At 65.5% G+C, this 12,553-nt stretch carries 12 protein-coding genes; 5 read left to right on the top strand and 7 right to left on the bottom strand.

Annotated features, from left to right (window positions below):
- Positions 1-102: 102 nt before the first annotated feature.
- The 3 genes from G486_RS0104150 (at position 103) to G486_RS0104160 (ending at position 3,131) form a co-directional block, all read left to right on the top strand.
- Positions 103-492: a Zn-ribbon domain-containing OB-fold protein gene (locus tag G486_RS0104150; protein ID WP_027014395.1), complete on the top strand. Its 390-nt coding sequence runs from the start codon at positions 103-105 to the stop codon at positions 490-492.
- A complete protein-coding gene (locus G486_RS0104155; protein WP_034386593.1) occupies positions 489-1,703 on the top strand; it encodes a thiolase in 1,215 nt (404 codons plus the stop codon). The genes G486_RS0104150 and G486_RS0104155 overlap by 4 nt, the downstream gene beginning before the upstream one ends.
- A gap of 267 nt (positions 1,704-1,970) precedes the next feature.
- Positions 1,971-3,131: an acyl-CoA dehydrogenase family protein gene (locus G486_RS0104160; protein WP_027014397.1), complete on the top strand. Its 1,161-nt coding sequence runs from the start codon at positions 1,971-1,973 to the stop codon at positions 3,129-3,131.
- A 117-nt stretch (positions 3,132-3,248) separates the two neighbouring features.
- On the opposite strand, the gene G486_RS0104165 is transcribed toward G486_RS0104160, so the two are convergent.
- The gene (locus tag G486_RS0104165) at positions 3,249-4,175 is read right to left on the bottom strand and encodes a LysR substrate-binding domain-containing protein (RefSeq protein ID WP_027014398.1); all 927 of its coding nucleotides are present in this window, start codon (positions 4,173-4,175) and stop codon (positions 3,249-3,251) included.
- A gap of 641 nt (positions 4,176-4,816) precedes the next feature.
- On the opposite strand from G486_RS0104165, the gene G486_RS0104170 reads away from it, so the two are divergent.
- A complete protein-coding gene (locus tag G486_RS0104170; protein WP_034386663.1) occupies positions 4,817-5,197 on the top strand; it encodes a PaaI family thioesterase in 381 nt (126 codons plus the stop codon).
- A gap of 116 nt (positions 5,198-5,313) precedes the next feature.
- Here G486_RS0104170 and G486_RS0104175 read toward each other — a convergent pair whose 3' ends face one another.
- The 3 genes from G486_RS0104175 to G486_RS0104185 form a co-directional block, all read right to left on the bottom strand.
- Positions 5,314-5,736 (bottom strand): universal stress protein, encoded by a 423-nt coding sequence (locus G486_RS0104175; protein ID WP_027014400.1) that lies wholly within the window; start codon positions 5,734-5,736, stop codon positions 5,314-5,316.
- A 63-nt stretch (positions 5,737-5,799) separates the two neighbouring features.
- A complete protein-coding gene (locus G486_RS0104180; protein ID WP_027014401.1) occupies positions 5,800-6,663 on the bottom strand; it encodes a metallophosphoesterase in 864 nt (287 codons plus the stop codon).
- A 60-nt stretch (positions 6,664-6,723) separates the two neighbouring features.
- A complete protein-coding gene (locus tag G486_RS0104185) occupies positions 6,724-7,683 on the bottom strand; it encodes a LysR family transcriptional regulator (RefSeq protein ID WP_027014402.1) in 960 nt (319 codons plus the stop codon).
- A gap of 133 nt (positions 7,684-7,816) precedes the next feature.
- Between G486_RS0104185 and G486_RS0104190 the strand changes: the two genes are divergently transcribed.
- On the top strand, positions 7,817-8,233 hold the full coding sequence (locus tag G486_RS0104190) for a hypothetical protein (RefSeq protein ID WP_027014403.1): 417 nt from the start codon (positions 7,817-7,819) through the stop codon (positions 8,231-8,233).
- An 82-nt stretch (positions 8,234-8,315) separates the two neighbouring features.
- Here G486_RS0104190 and G486_RS21515 read toward each other — a convergent pair whose 3' ends face one another.
- From G486_RS21515 to G486_RS0104205, 3 genes are all read right to left on the bottom strand, one after another.
- A complete protein-coding gene (locus tag G486_RS21515; protein WP_051303115.1) occupies positions 8,316-10,745 on the bottom strand; it encodes a TonB-dependent siderophore receptor in 2,430 nt (809 codons plus the stop codon).
- Positions 10,746-10,942: 197 nt separating this feature from the next.
- Positions 10,943-11,944: a FecR domain-containing protein gene (locus tag G486_RS0104200; RefSeq protein ID WP_034386595.1), complete on the bottom strand. Its 1,002-nt coding sequence runs from the start codon at positions 11,942-11,944 to the stop codon at positions 10,943-10,945.
- Positions 11,934-12,446: a sigma-70 family RNA polymerase sigma factor gene (locus G486_RS0104205; RefSeq protein WP_027014405.1), complete on the bottom strand. Its 513-nt coding sequence runs from the start codon at positions 12,444-12,446 to the stop codon at positions 11,934-11,936. The genes G486_RS0104200 and G486_RS0104205 overlap by 11 nt, the downstream gene beginning before the upstream one ends.
- Between the last annotated feature and the right edge of the window lie 107 nt (positions 12,447-12,553).

Consider the following 12,553-nt stretch of genomic DNA (forward strand, 5'->3'; position numbering starts at 1 on the left):
CCACGGAACATGCGCTGAAGACGGTGTTTCAGATTCACGAATTGAGGCCGGGGCGCTATGCAGGCATGCTGCTCACAGAACAAGGAGACCGGAGCCTCACCCATGCATTTAAGTGCACAGACCCATTACCAGGCCGAACTGGACGCCGGCCGCTTCGCCATCCAGCAATGCACGGCCTGCCAGCAGCATGTGTTCACCCCGCGTGAGCTGTGCCCGCACTGCGGCGCCAGTCCGCTGCGCTGGGTGCGCCCCAGCGGCCAGGGCACGGTGTATTCCACCACCACCATTGCCCGCAAACCCGAAGCCGGTGGTGACTACAACGTGGCGCTGATCGATCTGGACGAAGACGTGCGCATGATGGGCCGCGTCGAAGGCCTGGCGCCCGAGCGCGTGCAGATCGGCATGCGCGTCGGCGCCCAGGTGGTGCAGCACAACGGCAAGGGGCTGGTCGTCTTCCACCCTGCAGCCCACGCCCCGGGAGACGCCGCATGAGCCCCGCTTTTCAAGTACCCCGCTCCAGCCTGGACGCCCCCGCCGTGAACCGCGCCCTGCGCGGCAAGGTGGCCATTGCCGGCGCCGCCACCTATGGCTGCGGCGAAGCCCCCGGCATGGACGATATGACGCTGCTGGTGCGCGCCGCCCACGCGGCCGTGGCCGATGCCGGCCTGACCATGCAGGACATCGACGGCATTGCCACCTGCAGCGTCACGGCCAGCATGTGGGCCATGCCCGTGATTGAGCACCTGGGAATCAACCCCACATACATCGACGGCACCATGCTGGGCGGCAGCAGCTTTGTGGCCCATTTGCTGCCCGCCATGCGCGCGCTGGAGGCCGGCCAGTGCAAGGCCGTGCTGATCTGCTACGGCAGCGCCCAGCGTTCCGGCGCCGCAGGCCGCAAGGACATCGTGGCCGCACGCCGCGCCATGGACCCCCAGCCCTTTGAACACCCCTATGACCCGCTGCTGCCGGCATCGGCCTACGCACTCGCTGCCCAGCGCCATATGCACCAGTACGGCACCACGCGCGAGCAGCTGGCCGAGGTGGCGGTGGCGGCCCGGGCCTGGGCCCAGCTCAACCCCGAGGCCTTTATGCGCGACCCGCTCACCATCGATGAGGTGTTGAAGGCACGCATGGTCTCCAGCCCCTTGGGGGTGCGCGACTGCTGCCTGGTCACCGACGGGGCCGGCGCCATCGTGCTCACCCGTGCGGACCGCGCCAAAGACCTGGCCCAGCCCCCCATCTACATCCTGGGCAATGCCACGGCCTGCTGGAACCGCCAGATCTCCTGCATGCCCGACCTGACCGTGACCTCGGCCACGCAATCCGGCCAGCAGGCCTTTGCCATGGCGGGGCTGACGCCGGCAGACATGGACATGGCCCAGCTGTATGACGCCTTCACCATCAACACCATCCTGTTCTTGGAAGACCTGGGCTTTTGCAAAAAAGGCGAAGGCGGTGCCTTTGTCGAAAACGGAGGCATTGCCCCAGGCGGCCACCTGGCCGTCAACACCAATGGCGGTGGACTGTCCTGCGTACACCCCGGCATGTATGGCGTCTTCCTGCTGATCGAAGCCGTGCGCCAGCTGCGCGGCCAGGCCGGTCAGCGTCAGCTGGAAAACCACCGCACGGCCGTCGTGCATGGCAATGGCGGCACGCTGTCCAGCCAAGCCACGGCGGTTCTGGGGAACTTCACCCCCTGAGTCGCTGCGCGCCTCGGTGCTGTCGCCAGAGGCGGCAGCTCTTCAGGCACGTCCAAGCCTGCGCAGGCAGGCTTGGAGCCGCGGCCTTCAGCCCCTCTCTCGCTTACGCGGGAGGGGGACGACACCCTCGGTGCGGGGCGGCCCTTCCTCGGTGTCCCTGACTTTGGGTCACGCCAGTTTTGTATTTCACGGGCATCGCTTGTTTGGTGGTTTTCAAAGCTACCCACTGGGCAAGACATGCCAACCCTGAGACAAGGAATAAATCACATGATTCGCGACCCCGAAACCCTTGAAGCCCTGCTCGACAGCGTGCGCCGCTTTGTGCGCGAGCGCCTGGTGCCTGCCGAAAACGAGGTGGCAGAAACCGACGAAATCCCCGAGGCCATCGTGCAGGAAATGCGTGATCTGGGCCTGTTTGGCCTGACCATTCCCGAGCGCTTTGGCGGCCTGGAGCTGACCATGGAGGAAGAGGTGCGCGTGCTGCTGGAGCTGTGCCAGACCGCGCCGGCCTTTCGCTCCATCATCGGCACCACCGTGGGCATTGGCTCGCAGGGCATCTTGATGGATGGCACGCCCGAGCAGCAGGCGCAGTGGCTGCCCAGATTGGCCACCGGCGAAATCATGGCCTCGTTCGCGCTGACCGAGCCCGAGGCGGGGTCCGATGCAGCCTCGCTGCGCACCACGGCCATCAAAAACGGCGACCACTACATCGTCAACGGCACCAAGCGTTTCATCACCAATGCGCCCCACGCCGGCATGTTCACGCTGATGGCCCGCACCAACCCCGAGGACAAGGGCGCGGGCGGTGTCTCCTCCTTCATCGTCGATGCCCAATCCCCCGGCATCAGCTTTGGCAAATACGACAAAAAAATGGGCCAGCGCGGCGCCCATACCTGCGATGTGATCTTTGACAACGTCAAGGTGCCGGCCGCCAACCTCATCGGCCTGCAGGAAGGCAAGGGCTTCAAGACCGCCATGAAGGTGCTGGAAAAAGGCCGCATCCACATTGCCGCCGTGGCCGTGGGCTGCGCCAAACGCATTCTGCGCGACGCCTTGCAGTACGCGCTGGAGCGCAAGCAGTTCGGCCAGGCGATTTGCGACTTTCAGCTGGTGCAGGCCATGCTGGCCGATAGCCAGGCCGAGCTGTATGCCGCCGAGTGCATGACGATTGACGCCGCCCGCCGCCGCGACGATGGCCTCAACGTCTCCACCGAGGCCTCCAGCGCCAAGATGTTTGCCACCGAAATGTGCGGCCGCGTGGCCGACCGCGCGGTGCAGATTCTGGGCGGCTCGGGCTATATGTCGGAATACGGCATAGAGCGCTTTTACCGCGATGTGCGCCTGTTCCGCCTGTACGAGGGCACGACGCAGATCCAGCAGATCATCATCGCCCGCAACATGGTGCGCGAAGCCCGCGCCAACGCATGAGAGGCGCAGCGTCTCAGAGCGTGAACACGCTTTCAGAGCGTAAACACGTTCTCAGCACGGCTGATCCATGGGCGCTGCACGCCACGGTGTGACTGCAAGCCGATGAGCGGTGAGCCGCTACTCTGTTTCGCATTCCCGCGCCAGATCGCCGCCAGCATCGGCGACCAGCATTTCCACCAGTTCCCGGGCAAAGGAAGGCAGGGCTTCCAGGCTGCGCACGCAGATCAGCATTTCGCGCAGCGACCAGGCATCGGACAGGGGCACCAGTGCAATGCCCATGCTCTGGCCGTGGCGGCTGGCAGCTGACTCGGGCAGTACGCCCACGCCCACGCCGGACTCGATCATGCGGCAGGCGCTCTCGAAGTTGCCCACCTGGATGCGCTGCTTGATGGGCCGGTGCAACTGGTCGCTGGCCTGACGCAGAAAGGCGTGGATGGCGCTGGACTCGTGCAGGCCCACATGGTCCAGGTCCAGGGTCTGCGCAAAATCGATTTGCATCTCCCCGTCCAGCGCATGGCCCTTGGGCACGACCAGCACCAGGCGGTCGCGGCGATAGCGCAGGGTTTCGAGGTTTTCCGTGCGCACCAGGCCGGCGACGATGCCGATGTCGGTCTGGCCCTCGGTCACCGCACGCACGATGTCGTGCGACAGACGCTCGCGCAGGTCGATGTTCACATCGGGGTGGCGACGCAGAAAGCTTCTGAGCACGGGCGGCAGGAATTCGCTCAGCGAGGTGGTGTTGGCGAACACGCGCACATGGCCCTTGATGCCGCGCACGTACTCCTGCATGTCACCGCGCAGGTGCTCGATCTGGCCGAGCACCATGCGCGCATGGGTCACGAAGGCCTGGCCCGGCGGTGTCAGCGTCACGCCCTGGCTGGTACGGTACAACAGCTTGGTGCCTATGCTCTCTTCGAGGTTCTTGATGCGCGTGCTTGCCGCGGGCAGGGAGATGAAGGACAGCTCGGCGCCGCGTGTCATGCTGTTGGCGTCGGCTATATGCACCATGAGGCGCAAATCCACAAGATCGAAATGCATGGCCATGGCCTGCATTGTAGAAAGCCCGGCCCGCCGCCCAGCCCCTGGCACGTCCGGGTGAACACGGGCTTTCACAAATGCAAAGCCGCGCTCTGCGGCCCCTGGCGGGTATTGCGGCCCCTGGCGGGTCTGGCTGCAGGGGGGGCGGTCGCACCCGCGCGAACCGGCGCGTGAGCGCCTGCCATGGCTCAACCAAGGGAAAACCCTTGTACTCTGTTAAAACCTATCTTTTGCAGCTTTGTTTCATGGCTAACACATTGAAGCAACTCTGCAATCCGGGCATGCTTGTAGCCACGCCATGCAGGTTTGTGCTTGCATGGTTGTTTCCCTTCGAAAGCCGGGATCAGGAATCTCGTTTTCATGCCCCGGGCATCTGCCACCGTTGCGACATAAGCTTTTTAGAACATGCGCGATGGTTGCAGCAATGTTTGAAATGCACCCCGATCAGAAGGAGGCTCTGCCATGATTCGCGCCTACCGTCCATACCAAGACTTTCTCAAGCCAGGCAGTCCATGCCGGCCTGCAGTTCGGGTCCTGGGACCGGCTGCGTCATGACGGGGACACTGCTTGGCAACAGCAGACCCGCGCTGGCCCCTGCACCAGCACTTTCGTTGAACGAGTCCCTGCCACCCGACCGCAGCGCCTTCATGCGTCTCATGGGTGCGGCCCAGGTGCCGGCTCCGCCGGGCAAGGTCCGCATGCGCCTGCCGCAGTTGCGCGAGGATCTGCTCAACCAGCTGCCCGCCGTGCAGGCCGGTGTCTCCATGGCCTTGCTGGATGCCGTCATGGCGCGTGCTGCAGGCACCAGGGCCGCAGCGCCCTCGCCCGTGACGGTGACCGTGGAGATGGTCAGCCGCTTTCACCGCCCGGGCCGCAGCGCGCTGCTCGCCGAAGGCTGGGTGGTGCATGCCAACCGCAATCTGTGCAGTTGTGCGGCCCAGTTGCTCGACGAACAGGGTCGTCTCGTGGCCACGGCCAGCGGCACCTTCAAATATTGGAAGCAAGCCGAATCTGCAGAAGAAAAATGAGCTGCCAGCGCCTGCTGTGTGGTCATTTCAGATGCAAAAGTATCTGAAACCCATACAGAGAAAGCGCTAGCAGCTCTTTTTATTGCAGTCGTTGCGCGGGGCCCGAGGCCCGGTGCTTACCTGACCAGCAGCACCGGCACCTGGCAGCCGGCCAGCACCTGGGAGCTCACCGAGCCCATGACCAGGCGCCCCAGCGCGCCGTGGCCGTGCGTGCCCATGACGATGAGCTCGAACTTGCCGGCGTTGGCAGCTTCGATGATGGAGTCGGCAATCGGGCCGACCTTGCTCAGGCGCTGGGGCTGCACGCCGTGCTCGGCGAGAAAGGCGCAGGCGGGCTCGAGCACCTTGGTCGACTCCTCGGCGTAATACTCGTCCACGGCATCCTTGCCCAGGGCTGCGCGTGCGCGTGCGGGCAGCGGAGGCTGGACCGTGATCACGCTGTAGCTATGCCCTTTGCCGAGCAGGCCCGATTCCGAGGTCAGATAGGTCAGCATTTTTTGGGTGTAGGGGCTGCCGTCTACAGCTAGCAAGATATTCATGAACGTTCTCCTTTTTGATAGTCCGAGCCTAAGCTCGGGGCTGGGTGTCTGAATTGATGAGCATCAAGAAGATGCCGCCCGGGGCAGGGTGATCAGGGCCTGGGGCGCAAAGCCTTGCTGTTCGCCCTTGCGCGCATAGCCCAGCGGGTTGGCGACCACGCGGCAGCTCCAGGCGCGGCCGTCGGCGTGCCGGCCCTGGGCCAGGTAGTCGCTGGGCGAGTGCAGATGCCCGTGCAGCCAGAGATCGGCCAGGGGCAGAAGATCGTCGAGCGCATTGCAAAAACCCGCGGTGCCGGGCACCAGCCCATAGCGCGGATCGGCGCTGCGCAGGCTGGGGGCAAAGTGGGTGACGGCCACCGTGGGCCCGTCGAAGGGCTGCTCCAGGGTCTGCCTCAGCCATTGCTGGCACAGCAGGGATTGCTCACGCATGGGCTCGGCCAGGAACGGCTGGCCGTGGCGCGTGCCCCCGGTTTTCCGCAGATAGAAGTTGGCTGCGCGAAACGCTTTCTCGCGCTGCTTGAGCTGCTGGCCCAGATCGCTCACGCCTTCGTGCTCGGAAATGGCGTCGAAATCGCTCCACAGCGTGGTGCCCGCAAAGCGCACGCCGTCGAGCACCAGGGTCTCGCGCTCCAGCCAGATCAGGCCCAGATGCTCGCAGCAGGCGCGCAGCCGCGCATGGGCCTGGTCGAAGTCCTGCACATCGTATTCATGATTGCCGGGCACGAAGATCACGGGGCAGGGCCAGGCCGCGTACTGGGGCAGGGGGGAAAAGCGCTCCAGCCCGAAATACTCGCCCTCGAGCAGGCTGCCCTGCTGGTAGGAGCCGATGTCGCCGGCGAGCACCAGCACGTCGGCGCCGTCAGCGGGCTGTGCCTGAAACCGGGGATGGGCTTCTAGGTGCAGGTCGGACAACAGCTGAATTCTCATGCCCGCGAGTTTAGAGCGTGTTCACGCTCTCTACGCAGGCGCGCCGCGAGGAGATCGGCGTCATCCGCCGGGAAAGCTCTTGGCCGCAGCGCGCGCCAGCGTCTGCAGCAGCCAGTCATAGGCGAGGGTGTGGGGGCTGCGGCGGCGCCACAGGGCTTCCACATGCACGGGCGGCACATCAAAGGGCAGCTCGCGCAGCACCAGCTTGCGCGACAGGCCTGTGATCTTGGCGAAGTGGCGCGGCAGAATGCTCAGCAGGTCCGAGTCCATGACCACGCGCGCGGCCGTGAAGAACTGGTTCACGGTCAGCACCACCTGGCGGCTGTGGCCGCGCGAGGCCAGGGCCTCATCGATGAAGCCGAAGGAGCGCCCCGAAAAGCTCACCAGCATGTGGCGGGCCGCACAGTAGCGCTCCAGCGTCAGCGGCTGATCGGCCAGCGGATGGCCGCAGCGCATCATGCACACATACTCGCCGTCGTAGAGCCGCCGGCTGTCGAAGGCCACCAATGCCCCCGACTGGGCGCGCGCCGTGAGGTCGGCCAGCACGGCGGGGAAAAAGCCCACGGCCATATCGGCCTCCTCGGCATCGAGCAAGGCGCGCGGATCGCGGGTGGTCAGCGGCAGCACGCGAATCCCTATGCCTGGCGCCTCGCGGTCCAGAATGCCGAACAGCGGCGGCATCAGCGTGGCGGCCGTGGCATCGGCCATGGCCAGCACAAAGCTGGTGTTCGCCGTCGCCGCATCGAAGGCGCCTGGCGCCAGGGTCTGCTCCAGCTGCTGCAGCGCCTCGCGCACCACGGGCCACAGCGCAAGCGCACGCGGCGTGGGCTCCACGCCATGGCCCTGGCGCACCAGCAGCTCGTCCCCCAGGGTCTCGCGCAGCCGGCGCAGCGCATTGCTCACGGCCGGCTGGGTGATGGCCAGCTTGCGCGCGGCCCGGGTCAGGCTGCGCTCGGCCATGACCTCGTCGAAGACGCGCAGCAGGTTCAGGTCCAGGGCGCGGAAGTTCACAGGCGTCATGCGGTCTTGGTCATCACCATCGTGAATACAACAGATTCAAAATATAAACTTGATGCATTCTAGGGTAAACCCTATGATTCGTGGCATTCACTTGGCACTTCGCCAAAAGCGTTCACTTCCCAGGATTCTTGCCATGAGCAACTTCATCTACAACTCCTACTGTGTCGAGCACCCTGGCGTGGTCCAGGTCTATCAAAGTCAAGAAGAGCAGCAGCGTGCTGCCGCCCCCCGCAGCCGCAGCCGCGCCAATGCCCTGGTGGCGTTCACGGCGCTGGCCGCGCTGATGCTGCTGGCGCAGCAGATCGCAAGCGCCTGGGGCTCGGCCTCCATGATCAACGCCTGGGCGATTCTTCTGCTCATGGGTCTGGCCAGCCTGGCCCTGTTCTCTGCGCCCGTGCGCCGCGCAGCCCTGGTCGTGCGTGCCGGCTGGCGCGCCTGGGTGGAAAGCCGCCAGCAGGCCGCAGCCGATGAGCGCATCTGGAATGCGGCTCTGCAGGACGCACGCCTCATGGCCGATCTGGCCCGCGCCATGGAGCGCCAAAGCCGCTGAGCTCCAGGCGGGGCCGGGTGCCTGCGCAGCAGCGCCCTTGATCGTGACTGGCAGCGCTAGCCACGCGCCAGCCACGAGGACATCAAAATTTGTAGTTCAACGTCAGCATGGCCTTGCGTGGTGCCCCGTAGTAGATCTGGGAGCCCGCAAAGTCGTAGTAGTGCTTGTCGAATAGATTGCTGACATTGAGCTGGCCGCTGAGCTGAGGCGTGAAGGCATAGCTGAGCATCAGGTCAGCCAGCACCACGGAGCCCTGACCACGCCGTGCCTCCACCCCCGTGGATGTGGTGGTCGTGGCATAGGTATCACCACGCCACTGAAGCCCGCCACCCACGGTCAGTTGGCTCCAGCTGCCTGGCAGGCGGTAAGAGGTGAACATATGAGCCAGGTTGCGCGGGCGCTGTGGCTGCAGGCGTGCGCCCTCGGCATCCTGGGCCAGGGTACGCGCGAAGCCTGCAGACAGCTGCCAGCCCTTGGCCAGCTCGCCTGACAGTTCGGCCTCGAAGCCTTTGCTGCGCACCCCTTTTTCACCACGGTAGGCCTGGTTGGTCGTGCCGCTGACCAGGGCGTTGTCATCCAGCACGGCCACGTTGTCCTGGTTGATGCGGAAAACGGCGAACGAGGCGTTGAGACGGCCATCCAGGTAGGCGGCCTTGATGCCGGCTTCGTAGCTTTTGCCGATTACCGGGTCCAGGTAGGCGCCGCTGGCACTTTGGTAGTTCTGGGGTTGGAAGATGTCGGTGTAGCTCGCGTAGATCGCATAGGTCGTGTCGAGGTTGAAGATCGCGCCGGCATAGGGTGTGAACACGTCGTGTTGCCGTGTGGTGCTGATGCTGCGGCTTTCCCAACGCGTCTGGCGGCCACCGATGATGAACTTGAGGTCATCGCTCAGCGACAGACGCACCGCGCCGTACAGGGCATGCTGGCGTGTGCGGTCGTTGCCCAGCGCCTGGAAATTCCCCCAGATCGGCTCCGGGTAGGAACCGTCCCAGTCGAAGATGCTGCCGATAGGACTGGCCGTATACGCGAAGTTGCCATAACGATAGTTGGATTGGCTGGCGGTCAGGCCAAGGACGGCTTCGTGCTCACGGCCCAGTAGGGAAAACGGGCCTGTGGCCTGCAGGTTGGCGCTGTTCTGTGCGAACGATTGGCGCGAGTAGTTGGGGAAGGGGTTCAGGCCGGTGCCGGTGTTCTGCTCGGGCTGGCTCAGCAGATAGAACAGTTTGGACTCGTAGTCGCTTTCCAGGCGGCTGGCGTTGGCCTTGATCGCCCAGCCGTTGTCCAGGCGATGCTCTAGGCCTGCGTAGACCGTGTCGCTGGTTGTGTTCCAGTAGGTCCAGTCTGCGCCTATGCTGAACGAACGTGCCCAGTGCGTGGGAGTGCCATCTTTGTAGACCATGGGCAGGCCGCCCCAGGTCACGCCCGTGGGGCGCTTGGCCTGGTGCTCCCAGCCAGCCCAGACCGTGGTGCTGGGGGTGAGGTCGGCCTCCACCGTGGCCAGCAGGGCGCGATTACGCGTGTGGTAGCGCTCTAGGTGGGAGTCTCGCTCCTCGGCCATGGCGGCCACACGGGCACGCACGCGGCCATCTTTGCTCAAGGGTATTGATAAATCGAGCGCGCCACGATGGTCCGCCCAGTTACCTGCGGCCAGCGAAGCCGTTCCCGTGAATTCCTTGCTGCTCGCACGTTTGCGCACCAGATTGACCGAAGCCCCGGGATTGCCCGCGCCGCTCATCAAGCCGGTGGCTCCGCGCACGACCTCGATGCGGTCGTAGATGATGGGGTCGAGCATGGAGGCGCCGAAAAAGTCGTTGGCGACAAAGGTCGGTACGCCGTCGTACTGGTAGGTGTCGATGTAGAAGCCGCGTGCGTTGAGGTCGGTGCGGTCGCTGTCCGAGCTGATGGTGGAAATCCCTGTAATGTGCTTGGCGGCTTCGCCAATGGAGGTCAGGTTCAGGTCCTCGATCTGCTGGCGTGTGAGCACGCTCACGGACTGAGGCGTTTCGCGCAGAGACAGGTTCAGCCCCGTGGCCGCCGCTGTGCTGCGTGTGGTGTAGCTGCCCGTGCCTTCGGTGGTGGCACTGCGTGTGGCCTCGGCAGTGACCCGCACCTCGGCCAGGCTGGTGGCGCTGGTTGCGGGGTGCACGGTGGCAAGGCGGCGCAGCGCATAGCTGCCGCTGGCATCGGGCTGGGCCTCCAGCTCGGTGCCTGCCAACAGGGCCGCCAGTGCCTGGGGCACGGTGTAGCGGCCGTTCAGCCCCTGGGTGTGTGCATCTGCGGTGAGTGCGGGCGAGAAGGTGATCAACACCCCGGATTCGCGCCCCAGCTGGTTGAGCGCGCCCGCCAGCGGGCCGGCGGGAATGGCGTAGCTGCGGGCCTGTGCCTGCGCTGTGGTGGCGGCAGTCTGTGCCTGTGGTGCGCTGGCATACAGGGCCAGGCTGGCGCACAGCAGCTGCGCGGCAAAAGCGGTGCTGCGGGTGGCAGCACCGGTGGTGAAAAAGTGGCGGCTCATGCGGTGGTTCCCTCGGCGTGTCGTTGCATCCATGGCGTTGCGGGTGGCGCACCGCGCAGATCGCAGCGGTGTGTCTGTAGGGCTTGACACGCAGGGCGGCGCAAATGGCCGGGTTTTGTGAGATTTGCCTTAAAAATGGCTGTAGCGCTTATGGATAAAGCGCTGGCAGCTATGAATTTGAAAGTTTTAGAGCAGCCTCAGCCGCGCCGCACCACCGTCACCCACCAGCGGGTGCGGGTGTGGATGTCCACCGGCAGCGAGCGCGTCAGCGCGGCCAGCACGCGGTCGGTATCGGCCAAGGGATAGGAGCCGGAAACGCGCAGCTGCGCCGCATCGGGCGCGCAGCGCAGCACACCGCTGCGGTAGCGGGACAGCTCGGCCAGAAACTCGGCCAGGGGCATGTCGTCGGCCACCAGCATGCCCTCGCTCCAGGCGGCACTGGCTTGCTGCAGCTCTTGCGTGGTGCCCACTTCCTGGGCCGTGAAATGGCTTTGCTCGCCGGCATCCAGCCGCAGGCTGCGCTGCGGGTACTGGGCGGGCAGCAGCTCCACCGCACCCTGGAGCACGGCCACCGCCGTGCGGCCGTCCTGCTGGTGCACGCTGAAGCGTGTGCCTAGGGCGCGCACCAGGCCTTCTGCCGTGCGCACGCGCAAGGGGCGCGGCGCGCCGGTGGCGGCATCCGGTTGGTGGTCGGGGGCGCTCTGCACCAGGATCTCGCCGGCGCGCAGCACGATCAGGCGTTCCGTGGCCGTGTAGCGCACATCCACGGCCGTGGCGGTGTTCAGCAGCACCCGCGTGCCGTCGGCCAGCACGGCCTCGCGCCGCTGCCCTGTGGTGGTGGACCAGTCGGCAGCCAGTTGCTGCCAGGCATAGCTGCCCAGATCACTGTGCTGCGCGGCCAGCAGGCCACCGGTGCCGGCAGACAGCAGCACGGCCAGGCGCACTGCATGGCGGCGGCCCATGCCGGGTGCGGTCAGCGTTTGCAGTGCCACCGGCGTGGGCAGGCCACGCAGCTGTGCATCCACCTCGGCAATGCGCTGCCAGGCGCGGGCATGCTGCGGATCGGCCGCCAGCCAGGCCTGCCACTGCTGCTGGGTGTGTTGGGTTTGGGTTTCTGATGCGCTGGAGGCCTCACCCAGCTCCAGCAACCAGTGCACGGCTTCACGTGCCACGGTGGGTGGTATGGGCTCAGTCGACATGGAAATAACAGCGTTCTGCCGCAGCGGCCAGATGCCGGCGCACCGTGGTGCGTGAAAGATTCAGCTGCGTGGCGATCTGCTCCTGCGTCAGCTCCTCCAGCCGCCACAGCAAAAAAGCCTTGCGAGCCACCAGGGGCAGGCCGTCCAGCAGGCGGTCTATGGCCACCAGGGTCTCGAGCACCATCAGGCGCACATCAGGGGGCGGGGCCGTGGGTTCGGGCTGCAGGGCCAGTGCATCCAGGTAGGCGCGTTCGATCTGGCGGCGGCGCAGGTGGTTGGCCAGCAGGCGCTGGGCAATCGTGGTGAGGTAGGCGCGGGGCTCGGCCAGTTGCTCCAGCGCCGGACCGCGCGCGGTCAGCAGCCGCAAAAAAGTGTTTTGCGCCAGATCGGCCGCGTCCCAGGCGCAGCCCATCTTGCGGCGCAGCCGGGCCACCAGCCAGCTGTGGTGCTGCAAATACAGATCCTGGGTGGCCTGGGCGTGGGCAGAAGAGGGGGCGGACATGACGATTGTTGCAAATGCGAACGAATCGCATTCTATCCGCCATGTGCTTCCAGCGGCTGAGCGCGGGTTTACGACCTCCTCGGCGCCGCCTGGAGGCCGCAAGCATG

The sequence above is a fragment of the Comamonas composti DSM 21721 genome (assembly GCF_000429845.1).
In the GTDB taxonomy this organism is placed as follows: domain Bacteria; phylum Pseudomonadota; class Gammaproteobacteria; order Burkholderiales; family Burkholderiaceae_C; genus Comamonas; species Comamonas composti.